Genomic DNA, 21171 nt, shown 5'->3' on the forward strand with positions numbered 1-21171 from the left:
ATAGCATAAGAAGAAAGCGATGAAATCAGCCTCTAGACGGATTCCATCGCTGTTCACTCATTTTATAGCCTATCTCGAAACTCTGCCCTTTTCCGTCCAATACACCAGCAGGCAGGAAACACCCATGCTGAGCAACGTCAAGATGATCGAATACAGCAGATTTCCGCCGCCCAGCAGTTGGGTAAAAGCATTCAAGCATGCATGATACAGCACACATAGCCACAAGCTTTCTGTGATAAAGAAAATTGCTGCCAGAATAAATGAATTTCCCAATAGCCCAATGAAAAAAATCACCAGCTCCGTCGCCGTCATGCTGAACAAGGCCCCATTCAAAACAAAATACAGTATATGCCACAAGCCCCAAGCCAAAGCCGTCAAAAGAGTCGCTGAAACAAATGAATAGTGGACCTCCAACATCGGTTGAAAAATGTACCGCCAGCCTAGCTCCTCAATACCGCCAAACAATAGCGACAATAAAAAATAGCCTAAAAAGCTTCTCAGCGAGATCGGTCGAAAAACAGCTCCAAAATTCAGCAGGAGGAACGTAAATACTAGAAAATAAGCTGAAGCTGGCTGCCGCAACGCAAAGAAATCGCGAAGCACTTCTCCATATTTTGATACCTTACCTGAGGTTTTAGCAGTTACCAGTCCCGCAATCGCCGTCGACCCGCCGCCAATGCCGAGCCCGACAGCACCTAATAACGTATTCGTTGTGGGCACGCCACTTCTATGTAATACGAAAAACAATAAAGCAATCGGGATGATCAAGCCGAAAGAAATTTTCAAATAGCGCAGAATCAATTGTTGGTTACTCATAAGCTCCTCCTGTTTCTCTTCTCACATCTACTTTTTTAGTATCTCACGTTGATGAAGACGAAAACAGCGGCTTAAGTCGGATTTTCTTTTTCGTTCTCTTGCAGCTTTTCCCTAATCGCCGTCCTGTCTCTTTGTACATAGTCGTAAAGGAATGGCTTCGCATCCTTCTTTGCTCCTAGATAAAAAAAGCAGAATCACTCGAAAAGCAATTCCGCCATTTCTTTATTTGCGTTTCACTGGTACCCAAATTTCTACATCATCACCTTGTCCATACACCTCGATATCTGGTCCGCCAGAAGTCATTTTCCCGGTGATGTAGCCTTTATTCAACAATTCATAGTCCTTTGACTTTGGCGCCCACTTCGTCACTGCCGCTATTTGTGTCTTGCCCAAAGTATCTCTGGTACAAGGAAAAACAGCCCATACTAATGCTGGCACTTCGACTGTTTCCAATCCTTCCGGCGCTTCGTTCGTCGTCGAAACCGCAATATAATAGTCAAATATGCGTGAATCTGCTGGGTCGATATTGTAAAAGCTGGCTGAGATTAAGCCAAATGGAGCGTGGTTAATCATTGGCAGCAGCTGTTCTTGCTTGCCAGCAGATAAAATCTCGTTCCAAAAGGCTGGACAATCCTTCATGCCCTGCCGTTTTTTATTGGTGGACGTCTTTTTAAAGCCCACAAGTGTAAAGCTGTCTAATTCTTCGATTCGATATTCCATCGTGATTCCTCACTTTCTTTTCCTTACTATAGCAAAGGGGTGGGGCGTTCCTTTTATCACTTTCTGGTCAGAAAAGGATAAAAAGGGACAGCGGCAAACCGGTCTAATCTATTTTTTATCCCTTAATTAATTAAAGAATAAGTTTCCAGACCGTATAAGAGCAGACCTAATGATCCTTGACCAAGTTCAACATGCGAGTTATTTTGAAAAACCAGTCGTCGATTTTATTCAGGTAAAAATGATGGACTAAAAAACCGACTTCGATAAATTTGAAATCGTTCATACTCCCCTGTATACTTGACTCAATTAAACAAAGGAGGCTTTTGTTTGACAAACTTCTGTTTACTTTCGGTGATTTGCTCTTTCTTAGACTAAAAAACGAATGGAGAGAGTAAAAATGGAGTTACAAATACGTAAGACCACTCAACAAGACCGAGAGGCAATCTTTCAATTAGAAAACTTGGCTTTTCCAGAGGACACGGAGGTTGCCGTTTTAGCAGATGATCTTTTGGCAACCGAAAAGGATGCACTGTCTCTGCTGGCTTTAGTGGAGGACCAACCAGTCGGACATATCCTGTTTACAAACTGCCACATCGAAGGGAGAGAATCTCAGCCTTCAGCGACGATTCTGGCACCCTTGGCTGTCCTTCCGGCTTATCAAAAGATGGGCATCGGCGGAGAATTGGTAAAAGAGGGGTTAAGGCGTTTGAAGGCTCAACAGGTAGAGATCGTTTTTGTTTTAGGACATATCGAATACTACCCCCGCCACGGTTTCCTGCCTGCACTGGGATTGGGCTATTATCCGCCTTATCCTACTAAAAAAGGTCTAGAGGATGCTTGGATGCTACAGACCCTCAACGAGGCGATTGACTTGGAGAATTACACTGGGCGGGTAGTTCCGGCAAAAGCGATGGATCGTCCGAACTATTGGTAATTTCTAAAAAACCCCTTCAACATCCCTGTATTTCTAGAGATGTGAAGGGGCATTTTGCTGAAGCGAATGTTTCATGTGTAACAATGAAACTTTTGAACTGCTTAGGTACCAGAGTCTATTCGAGATTGGCATGACGATAATCCATATCTGTCTGCTCCTGCTTCAAGGTCTTTTTCAAGTCGACGATCATGGCATCGTAGACCAACCAAGACAATTGTTCAAAGGAAGACCCGTTTGGCTGAATCGATCGGGCTTTTTCTGTCGCTTTATCGCCAGTCGAAATACCCGGAATTTGAATCAGTGCGTCTGCCATCGTGCCGATCGGGTTCGTTGGATGGATCGTGATCGTTGCTAATTGGGCTTTTTCACTCTTAGCCTTTTTAGCCATATTGACGAGTCCTTCGGTGCGTCCGGAACCAGAACCGATAATGATCAAGTCGTTTTCCCGAATCGATGGAGTCGTTGGCTCGCCGACAAAATACACGGTGAAGCCTAAATGCATCAAGCGGTTTGAAAAAGCACGTGCCGCAAAACCAGAACGGCCAGCACCAGCGATGAAAACGCGATCGGCGTTTAGGATCAGCGATTTCACTTGCTCCAACTGAGCTTGGTCTACTTGTTGGGCATCTTCGGTTAATTCAGTCAAAATCGCACGTAAGTTTTTTGATGGTGTCATTATACTTGTCCTCCTTTACTCGTTCGCCAGCATTGCTTCTTTAATCAGGCGAGCTTCTTCGACAGGGTCTGGGGCATGGGTAATGCTGCTGCCAACGATGATGATGTCAGGTTTTAGAGCAACATAGTGTTTGATCGTCTTGCTGTTAATGCCTCCCGCAACAGCGATCTTGGTTTTCTTGGCACAGGAAGTCATGACCTTTAGATCATCCAGCGGCGTCCGACCGCAGGCCTGCTGATCTGCACCGGTATGAACAGCAATGACATCCACACCCAATGCTTCCATTTCTGCAATCTTTTCTTCCAGATTGGCTACACAGATCATGTCAACTACGACCTGTTTCTTAAAATCGGCACCTGCCTTCACACATTGTTTGATCGTTGCGACATCCGTAACCCCCAAAACCGTCACGTATTCTGCCCCAGCTTCAAAGCCCAGCTGTGATTCATAATACCCGCCGTCCATAATTTTTTCGTCCGAGAGGATCTCTTTATTTGGAAACTTCTCTTTGAAGCGGCGAACAGCTTCCATCCCAGAATCAATCACGAATGGGGTACCGATCTCAATAATGTCCACGAGCTCCTGAACTTTTTCCGCAAAACTCAATGCTTCTTCTAATTTTAATTCGTCCAATGCTAGCTGTAATTTCACTTTTACTCACCCTGTCTTTTAATAGTTTTTCAAACTTGTTGCCTGTGCTGAAGCTTCTATCAGAAGCGTGATCTCCTCGTCTAGATCAACGATCGTCAAGGACATCCTATCCTCGACAATAAAAATCTGTATGTTTTTATCCTCCAATCCAAAATCAAACTACCTCTCGGTTCGAACATGCTGTCTTCACTTTACTCGTCTCTGTTTTGTCAGAAATTTCTGATAATTTCCTTTAATCACCTGATGCATCCGTGTGCCTGCTGAAATCGTTGTGAAGTGGACGATCGCCTGATCGATCCCGTGTTCTGCCACAAAGGCCAACAATTCCACCGATTGTTCGTCTTCTGGATTATCAAATAGAAAGGCCGCCGCGATCCCTTCTAACAGCCGAGTATTTTTCAGTCCGTGTTCTTCGCATTGCACACATGGCCCGACTAAGCGCTCCTCCGGCTGCAGCTTGCGAATCGGCGAACGGGATACTCGAGTAATCATGTCAGTGATTCCTGGCGTTTGGTACCGATCCATGATGAAATCAATATAGTCCGCCATATCTTGTTCGGTGAAGCCATGCTTTTCCATCAGTAGATGTGCAGACTCCCACATGGTCTCCCGGATCAGCTGCACCAGTTCTTCATTGCTGAACACATCGCGCATGACCGAATATCCGTGCACAAAACCGATATACCCTGCCCATGCATGGCCGCAATTCACGACATACAGCTTGCGTTCGATATATTTCTTCAAGTCAGTCGTATACACCGCATCTTTGATCGGTTTGTCTGTTGGGTCCACTAGTTTGGATTCTTCGATCACCAATTCATAATCACGACCGATGTCGATCGTTTTTTTGTCCTGATGTTCAGAAGCCAGAACCATCCGATCCACCGCTGTATTGGGAAACGCAGCAATCTGATCGAGCCACACTTTCGCAGAGGCATCTAGTGCTAAGATCGCATTGCGCAAAATCTCGCTATTGAACATGGCATTTTCACAGGCTAAAATGGTGACCCGTTGGCCATTCTCTGCTACTCGTTTCTTTAATCCTTTTAGCAGAACCGGCGCGATCTTCGGCAGGTTTTCGGCCCAGACCGCTGTTGTGATCAGCTCCGTCGTACGGATCTTTTCAATGATCTCTTTCTGGTCTTCGATGGAAGACAGCGCATGGAGGTTGGTCAATTGTTTTTTCTGATAGCCTTCATTGATCAAATACAGATCAAAGGTGTTGGTTTCGTTGATTTGCTGTACTAGGTCGCGATCAATATCCACGATTGTGACCTCATACCCAGATTCATATAGTAAATCGGCGATAAAGCCGATGCCGATGCTTCCTCCGCCAAAGTGCAGTGCTTGCTTCATTAAACGACGACCTCCTCAAATATTTTCAGAATTTCTGACTTCGATGTTGCCTGACGGAGAATCTCCACGTTTTCCAGCTCCGAGCAGATCGCAGCGATCTGTCCTAGGATCTCCAGATGTTCATTGTTTTTTCCTGCGATGCCAAACACCAAATAGGCGATGTTGCCGTCAAAATCAACGCCTTCTGGCACCTGCAGCAACGAAATCCCAGAAGAGTGGATTCTTTCCACGGATTTTACGATCCCATGAGGAATCGCGATGTTGTTGCCAATGTAAGTAGAGACTTCTTCCTCTCTCGCCAGCATATCTTGAATATAGCTTTCTGCGACATAGCCATTGTCGACTAAAATTTGTCCAGCTGCTAAAATAGCCGCGATTTTGTTTTCATAGTGTTGATTCAATTGAATGTTCTCGTCCTTAAAAATTTTCATTGTCCCATCTCGCAATCTATACAATTTCATTCATTTTTACTAAATACGTTCTCAATTCATCAGCAGAGCCGATTTTAGTCAATTCATAGACATGGTCAAAGAACAGCTCCTTCACTTGACTGTAAAATCGATGACCCAACTCAGAAGACTCCTCCGAGGTATCTAGCACGATCAAGTAGTAATTCCCCAGCTGTTTGGAGCTTTCCGCAATCAGCTGGAGCCGATCTTCCATAATCGTCGCATTTCTGCGAAGGATAAAGAGCACCGTTTGATTCTGCTGAACCGTAGTTTGGATGCTGCTGGTCAAATTGGCCTCATCGACCTCCAAAAAAGTGGCCAGTTGTTTTAACGCATCCCGTTTTTTCTTGACTCTCGTAGTAAAAATCGTTTGTTTGCTGTAGCGGCAATGCTTCATTAACGCTAAAATCTTTTGTGCATAGAACAGCTTTTTCGTTAAGTACTTCTCGAAATCCTCCACATTCATCTGTTTTTGTCGTTGAATGGTTTTCAAATCGGTGTATTTATGGTTATTGATCTTGGTTTGAACCAAGGCCAACTCCTGCTCATTCAATAAAGGCGACACCTTCAAGTATTCTTCTGGTGCGAGGGGTAATGGGATTGTAGATAGAACCAATTCATACTCGTGCACGTTTTTGTTGTGCAGGTCCGTTAAGGAGATAATGTCTTTCACATACACCTCAGGCACCTCATATTCCAGTCGGCTGGTCAGCATTTTAGAGGAGCCCATCCCGCTGGAGCAGACGATCAACACGCGAAAGGCTTTATTCGACAGCTTGTCGATCATCATGACAAAGTACAGAACCAAAAAGCACAATTCGTCCTCTGGAAAAAATTCCTTTCCGAAGACTTCTGCCGCCGCTTTACTGACAATTTCAAAGATAAACAAATAGTTCCTTTTGATCTCGTCTTTCATCGGATTCCTGACAAACAACCCGCTGTTGATCCGAGTCACGGCCTTTTTCAAATGAGTGGTCAAATCACGAATCTGCCGGTCGTTGTCATGCAGCTTTACACCTAGCTGTGCTTCAACATGGCCGACCATTTCCTTCACCGAAGCCGCAATGTCTCGGTCAAACCGCGGCAAGTCAAATTCATTGGACCGATCCTGCTGAAAATACAAATGAATGATCCATTTCAAGTAATCCAGAAACGCTTCCGGATGGCTTTTCTCCGCCAGAATTGCTTTCTGTTTTTCCACCATTCGATGGTACAGCTTGTTGCCGATTTGATTTAGTTCAATCGTGATCGTATCGATCGTATTGTTAGGCAGCGTGCTCATTTGGCAGACATTCAGCCACAAGGACAGTAAAATGACCAGCTCCTGCAAATCATTGTCATCAATGTCAGTCTTCAATTGTCCAAGCTGCTCATAAACAAAATAAAGCGGCTCGCCGATTTTTTGAAAGCAAATCTTTTTGTAAAATGAATCCTTCGAATGCTTTAGTAAAAACCATGCAATAAATTCCGATGACGCGACGTGCTTGGTTAAAATATCCAAGATCAGAATATGGCGATTCATGATATCTGTCTCAAGTTTGATCCCCTCACCCTTTTTTGAAACCACGCGAATACCTTTTTCCAGCAGGTTATCTGTCAAAAAGGCGATGTCCTTTTTGATCGTTGAAAGAGAGACCAATAATTCTGCGGCGATCGCCTGCATCTTCGTAAAGTCCTCTTCCAACAATAAAATCAACGTGACCAGATCAACCCGTTCGGTGACTGATAAAATTTGATGGATCGTCTGCTTTTGAAAAGCCTGCTTTAAGGCCGACAAATTTTCCGGCTTGCCTTGGATCTCAAGTCCTTCTGAGGGGATTGACACCAATTCCAGCTGAAACTTTTTCAGGGTCGCTTTGATATTTTTTAGTTCCCGGTACACGGTTCGCTCATTGACATTTAGGCGGTCGCTGATATCTTGTACGGTATGCTTGTTTCTACTAGTTAACAAAATCGTTAAGATTGAGCTTTCTCTGGTCGATAAGTACATCTAGATTCCTCCCCAGCCTTAGTAGAATTCATCATACTACACTAAAATAGAAGCGGACACTGCCTATTCCTCATTATTTTCTTTGATAAATTTAATGAAGCGATCGTATTCACTGTTGTCCAGGAAGTTTTTGATTGTCAAAATCGGGATCTGTTTGCCGCTGGTCAGACTTTTGACTCTTTCTAATAAAATTTCATTGGTGATAATCAGGTCGGCATTTTCCGGGATATTGTCCACCGAAACATTCTTGACTGTCACCTCCAGCATGTTCTTGCGCGCCTTGGTACTCAACATGGAGGCCCCCATCGCACTGGATCCCATTCCGGCATCGCAGGCAATGATCACATTTTTGATCATTTTGCCTGTTGGAGCAGCATTCTCTGTTACGATCAGTTCCGGCATTGCGGATTCAAAGCCTTCCGCAGTTGACCCCCCTGCCCCTTCCAACGACAGCTCCTCTTGTGCAGCTTGATCTTTTTTAAAGCTAAGCTTCAAGAAAAAGGCGCCGACTACAAAGGAAACCAGCACTGCAACCGCATACATGGCAATATTTATAATAAAATTCCCTCGAGGCGTCATCATCAGCAAAGCCAAAAAACTTCCCGGTGAGACTGCTCCAACTGTTCCTCCACCAAACATTTGTCCAATTGCCAATGCAGCCATGTTGCCTGCGATCGGCCCTAAGATCGTGATCGGCTTAATCATGGCATATGGAAAAGCAACTTCTCCGATCCCGCCTAAGAATTGGATCAGCATACAAGCGGGTGCCGACTTCTTAGCCATCCCCGTTCCAAACATTGAAAAGGCAATTAGTAAACCTACCCAAGCGCCGCCGTTTGCTTCAACCAAGAACAATAAGGATTTCCCTGTTTCCAATACCTGCTGCGTTCCTAACGGAATCATAATTCCGTGATTGACCGCGTTGTTTAAAAACAACACCTGTGCCGGCTGAACAAAGATACTGGTCAGCGGAATCAAATTCCGTGCCATCAGCCAGTCGACGCCGCCCGAGATGAACGAGAGAATGACCGCAAAGATCGGTTCAACTGCTACGAATCCAATCAGAGCAATCGCAAATCCCAAAAAGCCCAGTGAGAAGTTGTCCACCAGCATCTCAAGACCTGGTTTGACCTTGCCTTTAAAAAGACCATCGATCTTCTTCATCAGAATCGCACCGATCGGACCCATGATCATCCCGCCAATCAACATCGTGATATCTGCTCCAACTACTACCCCCATAGTCGCCAAAGCTCCGATCGCGCCGCCTCGTTTTCCATACACATTGTATCCGCCGGTGTATCCAATTAAAATCGGCAATAAATAATTCAAAATTGGCGGAACCAACTCATTCAAATGCTCATTAGGCGTCCAACCGGTCGGGATGAAAAATGCGGCCATCAAACCCCAAGCAATAAAAATCCCGATATTCGGCATGACCATCGAACTTAAAAATCCACCCATGCGCTGGATTTTCGCCCGCCAGCTGTTTGCATTTGCAGGTTGCTGAAATTCCATTTTCTTTTCCTCCTTGAGAATACTTATTTTTCGAAAGCACCTTCTGATACTTATTATAGGAGCCGCAATTCCGAAAAGCCATCGTTGGAAGGGCCACCTTTGTCAGATCGCGCCTGTCAAAAATACTCTTGTGGAGAGAACCCGCTTTTTTTACACTTTGGGTATTAACTATTCTTGGGAGGGATTTATATGTCAGTAACGCAACACACACAAGCGATCATTGAAGAATTATTGTCCTTTGTTCCATATGAACGAGAAGAAGAGCTGGAAAGACTCGTCCATGCAATCCTGCAGGCCAAATCGATTTTTCTTTCTGGCGCAGGCCGGTCAGGGGTGGCGATTCGCGGATTTACCAATCGACTGCTGCACTTGGGTTTATCGGTTCATCTTGTTGGGGAGATCAGCTGCCCTAGAACCGCTCAAGGCGATCTTTTGATCCTCGGCTCCGGCTCTGGGACAACATCCAGCCTGGTAGCGTTGGCAAAGAAAGCCAAAAGCAATGGTGTCACCTTAGCCCTATTGACGATGGATAACGAATCCGAGATCGCCCAAATAGCAGATGTCGTTGTCGTGCTTCCCGGCGTCTCACCTAAGCTAAAAGAAAACAAGCTCACCTCGATCCAGCCGATGGGTTCCGCCTTTGAACAGCTCAGTTTTCTAACCTATGACGGGATCATTTTAGAACTGATGGCGCGTATGGAGGAAACGAACGAGACCATGCATGCAAGACATACGGATATGGAATAAAAAACGCACGGGAGAACCTTTTTATCGGTTCTCCCGTGCGTTTTTTAAGCCATGTATTCTTCGGGAACGCTAGACTTGATAAGCATGTTCATGTCATTCGATCGCCGATCAATAGTTCTTTTTCTAGGCTTTTACATCGTTGGTCTCTTTCAAGCGAGTTGCCTTTTCCATTGGCAGGCCTGTATCATAATCCAATTGCCGCGGTTCATACTCTTCATTTTCTCGTTGGCGCGTATGGCGATCATTTTCCCAGCTGGGTTCTTTGTCTTTGCGCCACGGACGAACCGCCCATTGATAGCCTCTAAAGGGATCACGAGTCTCATTCATCTGCTGCAGCATCCGGTCATGCAGCGCATTGCGTACCGCTTCGTAATCCGGAGAATCAATCAGATTGATCGTTTCATATGGATCATTGACAAGGTCGTAAAATTCATCCGAATCAAGCAAATGAACCACCAGCTTGTACTTCTCGCTGGTCGCAGCCCGCATCATCTGCACCCCGCCAAACCCATCGTGATCCACCTCGTATCGGGTAAATTCGGTAAATACCACATCATTGATTTCCTGTTCAGCATCGTAGATTTGAGGCAGCATGGATTTGCCCTCCAGCACTTTCGGAAGCGGCACACCCATGTAGTCTAGAATCGTTGGCACCAAGTCGATATGAGAAGCAGGGCTGGTAATCGTTTTCCCTGCTTCGCCACCGCGGATGATCAGTGGCACATTGGCTATTTCCTTGTAGCAAGCTGCATTTTTCATCTGTAATTTGTGATTGCCCAGCATTTCTCCATGATCCGAGGTAAATATCACTAATGCGTCAGGATAATTCTGGTTAATGATCTCCATGACTCTGCCGATCTCATAATCAACAAAGCTGTTGCAGCCTAAAAAGAGCGCTAACCCTGACGAAGGCTTGTTAAGCTCAGAACCAGGCTTTTCCATATCTTCTCCAGACCACAATTGCTGATACAAAGGTTTTTGAGTCAAATCATCATCATAGTTTGGATTATAGTCAAACGAGTAGCCTTCATACATGCGATTGAACGGTGCCGGACACAAGCATGGACCATGGGGCTCATCATACGAGATAGTCAGGAAAAAGTCGGTCTCCTTGTTCTTTTCCAAGAACTTGACTGCGCGGTCTGTACAACGATGGGCGTAGGTAAAATCCTCTGTCATCCAGTCTTCGTATGAGGATTCCGGTTTTCGTGAAGCCATCCGCTGCTCATCGGTCAATTCCTCTAAATAGGTGCGCATATCATACCAATACTCTGGGTCCCAGCCTTCTGGACAGCGGCCCAATCCAAAATAATCGGCCCCATCTAAATGGTATTTACCAATATAGCCGCAATGAATCCCATTGTCTGTCAGGCGTTGTCCCACCGTCTTTACATTGTCTCCCATGGCAATGCTGTTGGTGTACATGCCGTTGGAATGCGGGAACTGCCCGGTAAAAATCGCTGAGCGTGCCGGACCGCAAACCGGTTGGCAGCTGTAAGTATTCTCAAATTTGAGCCCCTCCTCCGCCAACGCGTCAAGGTTTGGGGTGTGCATGTCCGGGTTGTAGCACCCCAGCATATCTTTTCTGGTAGTATCTGTCATGATAAAAATTAACTGCTTATTCATTGGCCATGTTCTCTCCATCTAATGATTCAATAGTAGGTGCTGCTTTGGATTTTTTATCTTGAAGGATCAGCGTCACTCTAAACAATGCAAAGGTCAATACGGCAAAAAGTCCCGTAATGATCAAGAAACGCGATTGGTACTCTGGCTGATCAACGATTCCTAATGGTGAGAAGATAACGTACGCATAGACCGTTGCCATCGCAATCACGATCGATACTGGTTTAGCATATCTCCAAGGAGTCAGATCGACCACACCAACATCCTTTTGCTTGTAGGCTTCTTTTCGTGGACTGATAATCCCCGCGACCAGCATGATCGCAACACAGCAGACGAAGAGGATGCCATACACATGCAGATAATGGATCGACAGGTCAAACACAAAGTTGTACAGCGTATACGCCGTGATGAAAAAGAAAATTGCGATCTTGGCACCGATCGCCGGTGTCTTTTTGGTTGCGAAGCCCATCAACACCACCACTAATGTCGGAATATTGAAGTACCCCATGATACTCTTCATAAACGCGTACAAGCCATCTGGTGCTTTCGCGATCTGCGGCGCCACAAAAATCGCAAATATCGTAATGAAGGTCCCAAAAACTTTTCCGATCTTCACCAGCTTTTCATCATCAATGTTCGGATTGATGATCGGCTTATACACATTGATACAAAACATCGTTGAAGCGGAATTGAGTGCCGAATTAAAGGAGCTTAACACGGCTCCAAACAGCACCGCTCCAAAAAAGCCTAATAAACTTTTCGGAAGGACACGAGCTACAAGGTAGGAATAGGCCAGATCCTGATGGCCGATTTCCGAGCCATACAAATGGAAGGCAATGATCCCTGGAAACAACAGCATCACCGGCACCATGATCTTGATCAAGCCAGCATATAAAACGCCTTTTTGGCCTTCGACTAAGTTTTTAGCACCGAACGCCCGCTGAACGATCTGCTGGTTGCAACACCAGTAAAAGGTATTTACCAATAGAATCCCTGTAAAAATCGTAGAAAAAGGGACATTTCCTGGCCCAGTGACCGCATTCAATTTCTCAGGATGACTCGTCACCAGCTGATCGATCCCAGCCATGACGCTGCCGTCCCCCAGCACACGAAGCCCCAGAATCGGAATCAGCAAACCACCGACCATCAGACCGACACCATTGATCGTATCCGATACCGCCACCGCTTTTAAGCCGCCGAAGATCGCGTAGATCCCGCCGATCAAGCCGGTTCCGGCAATCACATAAAACAGCGACTGCTCCGGAGTGACCCCTAGCAAGGAAGCCACATCAAACAAAGAATTGACTGCGATCCCTCCTGCGTACAAGACGATTGGCAAGGTCACCAGCGACAAACTAATCAAAAATAGAGCGGTTACAATGTTTCGTGTTCCTTTGTCAAAACGCTCTTCTAAGAATTCCGGCACCGTTGTGAAGCCGCTTTTTAAATACTTCGGCAAAAAGATTAAGCCCATCAAGACCAGCGTCAAACCCGAAGTGACTTCCCAAGACATGGACGTCAAACTGCCGGCAAATCCATTCCCATTCAACCCCACCAGCTGTTCTGCGGAAAGATTCGTCAACAGCAGCGATCCGGCGATCACGCCGCCCGTCAAGCTTCTTCCGCCTAAGAAATACCCAGAATTTGTCGATAAGTCCTCTTTTCTAGTGATCCACCAAGAAATAATTGCAACCAGAGCGGTAAAGAAAATGAACGTTGCAATGGTAAAGAAATCCATCAATACTCCTCCTAACACTTTTTAATTTACTACGTGAACCAATTATCTATATTTATAACGCTTTCATTTCACGTTGTCAATCAATTTTAGGATATTTTTTCAACTTTTTTTATGATATGGTATAGTGAGTAAAAGGAGCTGTTGAACATGAAGCACATCTCTGATATCAAGGAAAACAACAAACGGTCAATTTTGAAATTGCTTTATCAAAATAAACCTTATTCTAAAAAGCGCATCGCTAAAAAGCTGTCCCTGTCTGCGTCTGTCATCACGAAGCTGTGCAACGAGCTTCAAGATGAGGGCTGGATCACAGAGCAATCCACCTTGAACAGCGGAAAAGCCGGTCGCAAGGAAATCGAGATCGTGATTAATGCGTCTCACAAATACTGCATTGGCGTGGTTTTAAATCACCTGTACACGACGATCGTCCTGACCGATCTGCAAATGAACGTCATTGAAAAGCAGCGCTTCGATACCCTTCAGGAAAGCGGAAAACATGTTGCTCAGCTGATTCATTCACTTAGTGAACTAATTACAGCACATCATCTTGCACCGTCTGATATTTTAGGCATCGGAATCAGCATCAAAGGCAAAACCGATGGACGGATCTCCTTCTCTGGAATCTGGGAAACACCTGTCGATATCGCCTCGGTGATCGAAGAAGAGCTTCAGCTGCCCGTATACTTGGACAATGGCATTCGCTGCAGTGCTTTGCTGGAAAGCTTTACCTACGAATACCGGACCTTCATCTTCATTAAATACATGGAACCCGGTATCGGCGGCGCCGTTATGAAGCACGGCGAACTTTTAAGAGGCGACCATCACCTGATCATGGACTTTGGTCATCAAATCATCGACCCTTCCGCCGACTACTGCCCGATCTGCAAACGCCGCGGCTGTTTGGAAAGCTTGATCTCGATCGAAGGTATTATCCAAACCTTGAAGCAGTCCTTTTCTCCGAAAAACGACCCGACTCTATGGGATATCTGCAACGGAGACAAAAATCAGATCACTGCCGAAACGATCGTAGCAGCAGCAGAAGCGGGCAGTATCGAGTTAAACCAATTGTTCAAAAAAACTGCCAACGATTTTGCGATTGCTTTGCTGAATACGGTGGCACTGTGGGACATTCCACGAATCATTTTAATCGGCGACTTCTTCCTTTCAAGACGTTTCGTCCAGTATGTCGAATCCGCCTTGCTGGAGCTGCAGCTGTCGCCTCAGACCTTCTCCATTGATTATAATATACACGACGATGAAGATCTGTCCTCCATCGCATTATTGTTGAAGCATGAATTGGTGTAAAAAAAGTACGGATTCGCGAGGAATCCGTACTTTTTTACATCAGCTTCCAGCCATTAAACAAATTGATCAGCAAAACCACCACGATCACCAATTGGAAAACCGTCGTCACCCGTTCTTCAGACAGCACTTTGCTGAATTTCGCCCCCATAAACCCGCCAACGATCGCCGCCGGCACGATAAAAAGCAGCAAAGATAGGTCATAGCGACCGAAACCACTGCTAAAGGCAATCGTCAGAAGCTTCGAGAGCTGTGAAAAGAAGATCGTACCGATCGAATAAACTGTTGCCTCTTTGATCGGCAACGAAAAAAGCAGCATCAGCAGACTGACATTGATCGGACCTCCGCCGATCCCTAATAAGCTCGCCAAAAATCCCAGAAACAATCCGCAAAGCAAAAAACTCCCCTGATACTTAAAATCATACTGCCTCCATTGATTTTTACTGTAAAGCAGCGCAAACAACAACGTTGCAACCGTCAAAACGATCTGAATGATTTGAACTGTGGACTCCTTTTCATACAGCAGAAGCAATCCTTCAAAGGCACTATTGCCCAAAAAACCGCCGATCACCGCTCCAAAAGAGACCCAGCCTAGAACTGGCCAGTTGATCCGTACGCCATTTTTTAGTTGCCGGATCGTGGAAACGATCGACATCGTAAAAACGGCGACGGTCGAATAAAACGAAATGGCGGCTACCGAATGAAACCCAAACAAATCCAAAACCGGCTTGATCAACACACCGCCGCCCATTCCAGAGATCGCTCCGATCGCATTTGCAACCACGATGACCATAAAATAAATCAATCCTATCACCTTGCTGCCTCCTTCAACATAGCCAAAATCGCAGGGATTTTCGGCACAAAGCTTTTAAGTACTTCCTGGTACCCGCAAAATTCTTCCTGTTCATTCACATAAATGGCATCCTTCATCCGTTTACATCCGCCGCGACACATCTTAAAAAAAGGACAGCTGCGGCAATATGAACTGGTTACGGGCTTTTCTGATACAAACAGCTTCGACAAATCCTGCTCAAATAATTCCCTCAATGTTTGGTGTTGAATGTACCCTAAACGATATTTGTCCAGTACATAAAAATCACACGGGTAGACACTGCCATCCGCCTCAATCACGTATTGAATCTGGCAATTCCCTAAAATGCCGCAAGCTGTAGTCTGATGGTTTACTAAAAGATTTAACAGGTCATCGAACAATTTTATGCTGACGTAGTTTTTATGCCCTAAATAATCGAGCCACAGCTCCAGTAAGCGCTTGTAAAAATACGCAAAACTTCGCGGCGAAAGTGCATAATCTGATTTTGTTTGAGCCTCCAGCTCATCTAAACAAGGAATAAATTGAATGTACTCAATCTTCTGCTCAACAATAAACTGGAAGATCTTTTCCGGTTCATCCGCCAGCGCATCAGTCAGTACACACAGCACGTTATAATTGATCTTGTAGTCGTCAAAAAGCTGCTTTGTTTTAAGGACTCGCTGAAATGTACCCCTGCCTTTCGGATCAAGGCGATACCGATCGTGAAACGCCGAATATCCATCGATCGACAGCCCGACTAAAAATTGGTTTTCCTTCAAAAAAACACACCACTGTTCGTTGATTATCATGCCGTTCGTTTGCAGACAATACTCGACTTGAACCTGTTTAGCCTGACGCTGTATCAAGGAAACGATTTGCTTAAAATAAGCCAATCCTGCCAGAGTTGGCTCGCCTCCCTGAAAGGTCAACGTCAACCGATCGCCCGCTTCAAGATCACAATAGATATTCTCAATCATTTTTTCCGCTGTCTCCGCGTTCATCCTTCCAAATGAACGAACGTCTCTCAGTGAAGAAATATCTGCATAAAAACAGTATGTACAGCGAATATTGCATAACGCAGAGGCTGGTTTGATCAATACTGAAAGATGCTTCATAAAATACCTTCTCATTTCAAAATAATTAGTTCACGTTAGAACATTTTAACCATTACATGGATTGATTGTCAAATCTATTTTTGTTAATTTCATTCTAAATGGCCGTTTTTAAAGTAAATTATTTTGTTTTCCGATGGTTCTCGTAGTGAATCAAAAAAATGTCAGGAACCTTTTAAGAATTTTCATATTTTCTGCTTATGATTTGAAGCACTGCAAAAGATGCTTCTGCTTAGCCAGTAAGAGAGGTGTAAGCTATAAGAAAAAGGAGCTGATAGCTTATTTGACACCAGAGCAGGAAAAGCTAGCTAAAGAAACGTTGGCTAAAGATGGTCAGACTCCGGAATAAGCCTTTATGGATTATATCTATCTAAAAAAATGAAGACAGTAAAAAAAGCAATATTCCAGAATGATAGAAAATCCTCATGTTCAGAGAACGCCCCTCAAACTGTGAAAGATTGGATTCGACATCGATGAATTTCAACTATCCATTTTCCCTGCAAAAAAGCACATCATAACGATGTGCTTTTTGAATCTATTCTTGTTCTAGTCACTCACCCTGCCCGCTTCACCACATAAATATCGGTCTCCTTCGTTTGTTTGAACCAAACAAAGCACAGGAAGGAAATCAACGCGATAAAGCCACCGACTGCCATGATCGGCAACAACATGGAGGTTCCGCTTTTTTTGAACAAAGCCCCTATTAGAAATTGTCCCAATGGTACGGCTGATTGGGAAACCGCGGTCATCGTGGCCATCATCTTGCCCAAGTTCTCATTCGGAGTGACTCGCTGCAGCAATGAGATCAAATATACCGAAATCGCACTCACCATCACACCGATGATAAAAGTAATCCCCACAACTACCCAAAATCCAGCATCTGACCGCAGCAGGTTCACTAAGATACCCATGAACAGCAGCAACAGTCCAGTAATGGTAAAAATCCGATAAAAATTGTCAAAGCGGACATTTCTTGTCAGCCGGCTGGCAAAGACCGCTCCTAAAATACTTGCCAGGCTAAAGCTGGCCATCCCGATACCATACAACGTGTCATCCACCTGCAGGCCCATCCGGAAAATCACCGGCAAGCCCACGACCACAAAAGCACCTAGCGAAAAATCGATCGCTGCCACGATCAGCACTACCCGAAAAAGCGCCCGGCTTTCCTTCAAATCCGCAAAACCAGCTTTTAAATCCGCGACCAGCAGTTGGATTACTCGACCTGTTTGCTGGTGTTTCTCATACGGAATGTTTAAAAGGCTTTCGATCAGTGCGGCGACCACAAAGAAGAAAATGCTGCTGCCGATCAACAGCTTTGCGCCGAATATCCCGTAGAGAACACCACCGATGATCGGAGCGGCAATTCTGGACAATTGCAGGATCGCATTGGACAGACCGTTGATTTTCTCCAGCTCCTGCGGCTCAACCAATAAAGGAATACTGGCTCCAACCACAGGCGTGTCAAAGCTGCTGACAAAGGACAGTAGGAACAGCAGCAGCCCGATCGCAAAAATCGATTCCGTCATCCCCACCACCAAGAACAGCAGCAGGGCCAAAACGGCATTCGCTGCATCCATCATCACCATCAACACCTTGCGATCAAACCGATCCGCCATGGCTCCGCCAATCGGCGCAAACAACACGGCGATGCTGGACACGGCTAAAATCACGGCGAACACGTCTGCTCTGCCGGTCGTATCCAACACATACAAAGATAAAGCAAATCGCAGGATCGAGATTCCACAGACCGAAATCAGCTGCCCGACGATCAAATACACGATATTTATCCGATTCTTTTTCATTTATTCCCAACCTTCTTTTTGATAAGCCTGCGGATCATTGATCGAACCCGGTTCTATAAATCCTTTGAATCAGCCGCTTCCTGATAAACCATGTCGTAAAACTGATTGATTTTTTCCCGAACCTCATCCAAATGCTGTTGCGGCGGATGGACGTAATTCTTCCACATCAACAACAGATTCTCGATACGGCGGTTGCGTTTTTCCACCGTTTCGGCAGGCCAGAGATCGATGTCACTACAGGTTACTGCTATTAAAATAAGCAGCTCGGCCGCTTCTTCTGGATAGTCGCAGGTATAGATTCCCTGATCAACGTACTCCTGAATCACCTCTGTCATCAGCGGAATCGGCATTTTGATGCGCCGGTCCTTCACCTTATAGGTCACGATCGAGCTTTCCCCTGATTTGGCATAGCGCATCAGCTGACTGGTAAATTGATTGGCTGAGTCGCTGAACAATAGATGCAGCAGCCGCTGTTCTAACGGAAGTTTGACAATATCCGCTCGCCATTCGTCCATCATTTCCTGAATTCCCTTGTCAATCACTGCATCCAAAATTTCATCTTTGGAGGAAAAGTAGTGATACATGCCGCCCTTTGTCAGGCCAAACGCCTTCTGCAGATCCGTGATAGTCGTTCGTTCGTAGCCCTTTTCCAAAAACAGATCCAATGCTATTCGAATCAGCTGTTCCTTCCGAGGGGCAAAATCCTTCTGTGTGCGTGGCATAACGGCACCTCCTTATTAATATACCGACCGCGGTATGTTTATTATGACGTGATTGTCCTTGGTTGTCAATCTCTTTTTGCAAAGGCGGTGTTTGCGCTTGTTAAAAGCCCTTTGCTCTCACCGAGTCGGAATGAGAGCAAAAGGCTTGGATCATTCCTCAAATTTTTGAAAATACGCTCTACTTAACAAAAAGGAATACACGGAGAGCACCACGAAGATCACTACCTTCGTCACTAAAGGCTTTCCGGCAGCCAAGCAGCAAATAAGGAACTTCCTGCAATAATTAAAAAGAGTTTGACCTTCCTGGTCACAGAATAGCGTTGCAGTGACGCAGCAATTCTTCCAGCATCCATCTAGGTCAGGCAAAGAATCAAGTCGAAAAAACTAGAAGAGAAAAAACGATATAGATTAAATGCAGCTGATTGTAAGCCACTCCAAATGCTAAGGAAAAGCTGTAATACAACAAGATTGCTGTTAACGAGGTTACGATAATCAAACTTTTTTGAGTGCCTTGCCTTTTGTATTTTAGCAAGGAGAATGCAAAGCTTGGAAGGGCCCAAAAAGCATCATACAATCTGTTCCAATAAAAATCGGCGCTTTAAAATAAGAGTCGTGTTTATAAAGCCCATATCCCCACATTTTTATAGTCTCGCCATATTGGTTGACGAAATGAAATGCATAATCTGTATTGAAGGCAAATAATCCTGCAACAGAGCAGATGGCTCCAAACACAACAGTTAGACTTAACACGGTGACTAGGATCTTTCGCACTTTTTGTTCCTCTCTTTCTGTCCGACTAAAGCTGAATCATCTGCACCTGGTCTAACTGAACGAAATCAGCCTTCCCAGCCTGCATCACCTCATTGATTGCTTTGTTTAATTCAGTTTCTGCTCCTTTATTACTGGCCTTATTAAGTATTTTTAACAGCATCTTCTCTGGAAAACTCAATTGTTCCTTGGAAAGCCGGCCACGCAGGTGAACCATTTGCGCCTGAGGGATTTCTTTTTGGATGCCGATCTGAATTTCTGCCAGCTTTTCCGTATCTTTTCCTGACGTTAAGCCAACAGAAATGACCGCGACCTCCGTTTCTGGCGAAAGCTGCTTGCTGACTGCTTCGATCCCAGTGAGTTTGCCGGCATAGACCGAACCGAAATAAAACACACGATCCACCTCGTCAAGCTGTTTGAGCTCCTGGTAATCAAGAATCGGAAAGCCTTGTGTTCTTGCAAATGCTTCCGCATACTCTTTGGTACTTCCTCGTTTAGATGCGTAAATGACTAAATCATTCATTCTTCATTTCCCCTTTTCATCATAGCCATACTGCAACGACACCATTTCCCCGTCAAAATAAATCGAATCGCCTGCCGGATAATGCCAGATGGCCTGCAGGCGTTTAGGATGCAACAGTCCGTTCTCCTCTACATACTCCGAGAATTTAGCTGTCCAGGGTGCTTTTGACTTGTTTCCAGAAGGGTCGATGGCAATTCGATCTTCCGTCGTGAAGCGTTCCAGTTCTCCCCGAGCGCTAAAATAGAAGATGCCGCTCACCTCATAGCCGGAATGCTTCAATGTCCCCTTGACCGTCTGTGAATCTACCTCTTCCCAAGTAATGAAATCCTGAAACACCACACTTGGTACGATCAAACATTCAGATAAATAGGTCACTAAGCAGCTGATATAAAAATCCTCCCTTGTTTCATCAAAGAGGGTAAACTGTTTGCCCAACACACCTTTCATCGAGCCTTGGTTGTTGACATAAGCATCAATCCCTTGAAACGGAATACCGTAAAGCCTTGTATCAATCAACGCTAATGCATTTGGCTGATTGCCGTCATTGACGCGTTCGTAATCGATCTTCAACGGTTTTTGACCCACATTCAATACAAAGTCCACGGACTCAAATTTGGCGATCGAATAACGCATTTTAGGCTGCTCTGCAAACCCGCAATGTTCCAAATACTTCCTCAAGCTCCTTGGCAAACGAGCGATTTCCTGTTTAGAGAACACTTCCGGTCGTCCAAGACTGCTAGCTTCAACAAGCTGTTGTTTCTGCTGATGAAAAGCCCTTTTTACCGGCGAATAACCAACACTCTCGTAAGCGATGATCCCGCCTAGCACGATCAATAAAATGCCTGCTGTTAGTCCCATTCTCCTCATAGCTCCCCCTTTTAAAAAACAATGTATATTTGAATAGTAACTTGTTACC

20 protein-coding genes are annotated in these 21171 nt (G+C 45.1%); 3 read left to right on the top strand and 17 right to left on the bottom strand.

The window, feature by feature from the left end:
- Positions 1-69: 69 nt before the first annotated feature.
- Together NRIC_RS10195 and NRIC_RS10200 are read right to left on the bottom strand one after the other, a co-directional pair.
- Positions 70-816, bottom strand: coding sequence for a CPBP family intramembrane glutamic endopeptidase (locus NRIC_RS10195; RefSeq protein WP_146622605.1), 747 nt, complete (start codon positions 814-816; stop codon positions 70-72).
- A 222-nt stretch (positions 817-1038) separates the two neighbouring features.
- The gene (locus NRIC_RS10200; protein WP_146622606.1) at positions 1039-1536 is read right to left on the bottom strand and encodes a GyrI-like domain-containing protein; all 498 of its coding nucleotides are present in this window, start codon (positions 1534-1536) and stop codon (positions 1039-1041) included.
- 397 nt (positions 1537-1933) lie between these two features.
- Between NRIC_RS10200 and NRIC_RS10205 the strand changes: the two genes are divergently transcribed.
- The gene (locus tag NRIC_RS10205; protein ID WP_146622607.1) at positions 1934-2470 is read left to right on the top strand and encodes a GNAT family N-acetyltransferase; all 537 of its coding nucleotides are present in this window, start codon (positions 1934-1936) and stop codon (positions 2468-2470) included.
- Between the two features lie 115 nt (positions 2471-2585).
- On the opposite strand, the gene hxlB (NRIC_RS10210) is transcribed toward NRIC_RS10205, so the two are convergent.
- The 6 genes from hxlB (NRIC_RS10210) to NRIC_RS10235 form a co-directional block, all read right to left on the bottom strand.
- Positions 2586-3146, bottom strand: a complete 561-nt coding sequence (gene hxlB, locus NRIC_RS10210) for a 6-phospho-3-hexuloisomerase (protein ID WP_146622608.1) — start codon at positions 3144-3146, stop codon at positions 2586-2588.
- Positions 3147-3161: 15 nt separating this feature from the next.
- Positions 3162-3797, bottom strand: coding sequence for a 3-hexulose-6-phosphate synthase (hxlA, locus tag NRIC_RS10215; protein ID WP_146622609.1), 636 nt, complete (start codon positions 3795-3797; stop codon positions 3162-3164).
- A gap of 186 nt (positions 3798-3983) precedes the next feature.
- On the bottom strand, positions 3984-5153 hold the full coding sequence (locus tag NRIC_RS10220) for a mannitol dehydrogenase family protein (protein ID WP_146622610.1): 1170 nt from the start codon (positions 5151-5153) through the stop codon (positions 3984-3986).
- Positions 5153-5584: a PTS mannitol transporter subunit IIA gene (locus NRIC_RS10225; protein WP_146622611.1), complete on the bottom strand. Its 432-nt coding sequence runs from the start codon at positions 5582-5584 to the stop codon at positions 5153-5155. The genes NRIC_RS10220 and NRIC_RS10225 overlap by 1 nt, the downstream gene beginning before the upstream one ends.
- Positions 5585-5600: 16 nt before the next feature.
- Positions 5601-7592 carry a BglG family transcription antiterminator gene (locus tag NRIC_RS10230; RefSeq protein ID WP_146622612.1) on the bottom strand — a complete coding sequence of 664 codons (1992 nt, stop codon included), beginning with the start codon at positions 7590-7592 and terminating at the stop codon, positions 5601-5603.
- A 63-nt stretch (positions 7593-7655) separates the two neighbouring features.
- The gene (locus tag NRIC_RS10235; RefSeq protein WP_146622613.1) at positions 7656-9107 is read right to left on the bottom strand and encodes a PTS transporter subunit EIIC; all 1452 of its coding nucleotides are present in this window, start codon (positions 9105-9107) and stop codon (positions 7656-7658) included.
- Positions 9108-9296: 189 nt separating this feature from the next.
- Between NRIC_RS10235 and hxlB (NRIC_RS10240) the strand changes: the two genes are divergently transcribed.
- A complete protein-coding gene (gene hxlB, locus NRIC_RS10240; RefSeq protein WP_146622614.1) occupies positions 9297-9854 on the top strand; it encodes a 6-phospho-3-hexuloisomerase in 558 nt (185 codons plus the stop codon).
- Positions 9855-9977: 123 nt separating this feature from the next.
- Here the strand turns inward: hxlB (NRIC_RS10240) and NRIC_RS10245 are convergent, their stop codons facing one another.
- On the bottom strand, positions 9978-11480 hold the full coding sequence (locus tag NRIC_RS10245) for a sulfatase-like hydrolase/transferase (RefSeq protein ID WP_146622615.1): 1503 nt from the start codon (positions 11478-11480) through the stop codon (positions 9978-9980).
- Positions 11473-13215: a solute:sodium symporter family transporter gene (locus tag NRIC_RS10250; RefSeq protein WP_146622616.1), complete on the bottom strand. Its 1743-nt coding sequence runs from the start codon at positions 13213-13215 to the stop codon at positions 11473-11475. Before NRIC_RS10250 ends, NRIC_RS10245 begins: the two co-directional genes overlap by 8 nt.
- 147 nt (positions 13216-13362) lie before the next feature.
- Between NRIC_RS10250 and NRIC_RS10255 the strand changes: the two genes are divergently transcribed.
- Complete coding sequence (locus tag NRIC_RS10255) at positions 13363-14520, top strand: ROK family transcriptional regulator (RefSeq protein WP_146622617.1); 1158 nt, start codon at positions 13363-13365, stop codon at positions 14518-14520.
- Between the two features lie 34 nt (positions 14521-14554).
- Here NRIC_RS10255 and NRIC_RS10260 read toward each other — a convergent pair whose 3' ends face one another.
- The 7 genes from NRIC_RS10260 to NRIC_RS10290 all read right to left on the bottom strand — a co-directional run bounded on the left by NRIC_RS10260 (position 14555) and on the right by NRIC_RS10290 (position 21113).
- Positions 14555-15331, bottom strand: coding sequence for a sulfite exporter TauE/SafE family protein (locus tag NRIC_RS10260; protein ID WP_146622618.1), 777 nt, complete (start codon positions 15329-15331; stop codon positions 14555-14557).
- The gene (locus NRIC_RS10265) at positions 15328-16443 is read right to left on the bottom strand and encodes a radical SAM/SPASM domain-containing protein (RefSeq protein WP_146622619.1); all 1116 of its coding nucleotides are present in this window, start codon (positions 16441-16443) and stop codon (positions 15328-15330) included. The genes NRIC_RS10260 and NRIC_RS10265 overlap by 4 nt, the downstream gene beginning before the upstream one ends.
- Positions 16444-16994: 551 nt before the next feature.
- The gene (locus tag NRIC_RS10270; RefSeq protein WP_146622620.1) at positions 16995-18242 is read right to left on the bottom strand and encodes an MFS transporter; all 1248 of its coding nucleotides are present in this window, start codon (positions 18240-18242) and stop codon (positions 16995-16997) included.
- A 53-nt stretch (positions 18243-18295) separates the two neighbouring features.
- Positions 18296-18964 carry a TetR/AcrR family transcriptional regulator gene (locus tag NRIC_RS10275; RefSeq protein ID WP_146622621.1) on the bottom strand — a complete coding sequence of 223 codons (669 nt, stop codon included), beginning with the start codon at positions 18962-18964 and terminating at the stop codon, positions 18296-18298.
- 525 nt (positions 18965-19489) lie between these two features.
- The gene (locus tag NRIC_RS10280) at positions 19490-19735 is read right to left on the bottom strand and encodes a hypothetical protein (protein WP_146622622.1); all 246 of its coding nucleotides are present in this window, start codon (positions 19733-19735) and stop codon (positions 19490-19492) included.
- Between the two features lie 25 nt (positions 19736-19760).
- Positions 19761-20255: a flavodoxin domain-containing protein gene (locus NRIC_RS10285; RefSeq protein ID WP_146622623.1), complete on the bottom strand. Its 495-nt coding sequence runs from the start codon at positions 20253-20255 to the stop codon at positions 19761-19763.
- 3 nt (positions 20256-20258) lie between these two features.
- Positions 20259-21113, bottom strand: coding sequence for a DUF6544 family protein (locus NRIC_RS10290; RefSeq protein WP_146622624.1), 855 nt, complete (start codon positions 21111-21113; stop codon positions 20259-20261).
- Between the last annotated feature and the right edge of the window lie 58 nt (positions 21114-21171).

This window comes from Enterococcus florum (assembly GCF_004309355.1).
Lineage (GTDB): Bacteria > Bacillota > Bacilli > Lactobacillales > Enterococcaceae > Enterococcus_A > Enterococcus_A florum.

Bases quoted from the DNA above. Each gene is read 5' to 3' on its own strand.
- NRIC_RS10195 (WP_146622605.1), bottom strand. From the start codon at position 816: ATGAGTAACCAACAATTGATTCTGCGCTATTTGAAAATTTCTTTCGGC.
- NRIC_RS10200 (WP_146622606.1), bottom strand. From the start codon at position 1,536: ATGGAATATCGAATCGAAGAATTAGACAGCTTTACACTTGTGGGCTTT.
- NRIC_RS10205 (WP_146622607.1), top strand. From the start codon at position 1,934: ATGGAGTTACAAATACGTAAGACCACTCAACAAGACCGAGAGGCAATC.
- hxlB (WP_146622608.1), bottom strand. From the start codon at position 3,146: ATGACACCATCAAAAAACTTACGTGCGATTTTGACTGAATTAACCGAA.
- NRIC_RS10220 (WP_146622610.1), bottom strand. From the start codon at position 5,153: ATGAAGCAAGCACTGCACTTTGGCGGAGGAAGCATCGGCATCGGCTTT.
- NRIC_RS10225 (WP_146622611.1), bottom strand. From the start codon at position 5,584: ATGAAAATTTTTAAGGACGAGAACATTCAATTGAATCAACACTATGAA.
- NRIC_RS10230 (WP_146622612.1), bottom strand. From the start codon at position 7,592: ATGTACTTATCGACCAGAGAAAGCTCAATCTTAACGATTTTGTTAACT.
- NRIC_RS10235 (WP_146622613.1), bottom strand. From the start codon at position 9,107: ATGGAATTTCAGCAACCTGCAAATGCAAACAGCTGGCGGGCGAAAATC.
- hxlB (WP_146622614.1), top strand. From the start codon at position 9,297: ATGTCAGTAACGCAACACACACAAGCGATCATTGAAGAATTATTGTCC.
- NRIC_RS10245 (WP_146622615.1), bottom strand. From the start codon at position 11,480: ATGAATAAGCAGTTAATTTTTATCATGACAGATACTACCAGAAAAGAT.
- NRIC_RS10250 (WP_146622616.1), bottom strand. From the start codon at position 13,215: ATGGATTTCTTTACCATTGCAACGTTCATTTTCTTTACCGCTCTGGTT.
- NRIC_RS10255 (WP_146622617.1), top strand. From the start codon at position 13,363: ATGAAGCACATCTCTGATATCAAGGAAAACAACAAACGGTCAATTTTG.
- NRIC_RS10265 (WP_146622619.1), bottom strand. From the start codon at position 16,443: ATGAAGCATCTTTCAGTATTGATCAAACCAGCCTCTGCGTTATGCAAT.
- NRIC_RS10270 (WP_146622620.1), bottom strand. From the start codon at position 18,242: ATGAAAAAGAATCGGATAAATATCGTGTATTTGATCGTCGGGCAGCTG.
- NRIC_RS10275 (WP_146622621.1), bottom strand. From the start codon at position 18,964: ATGCCACGCACACAGAAGGATTTTGCCCCTCGGAAGGAACAGCTGATT.
- NRIC_RS10285 (WP_146622623.1), bottom strand. From the start codon at position 20,255: ATGAATGATTTAGTCATTTACGCATCTAAACGAGGAAGTACCAAAGAG.
- NRIC_RS10290 (WP_146622624.1), bottom strand. From the start codon at position 21,113: ATGGGACTAACAGCAGGCATTTTATTGATCGTGCTAGGCGGGATCATC.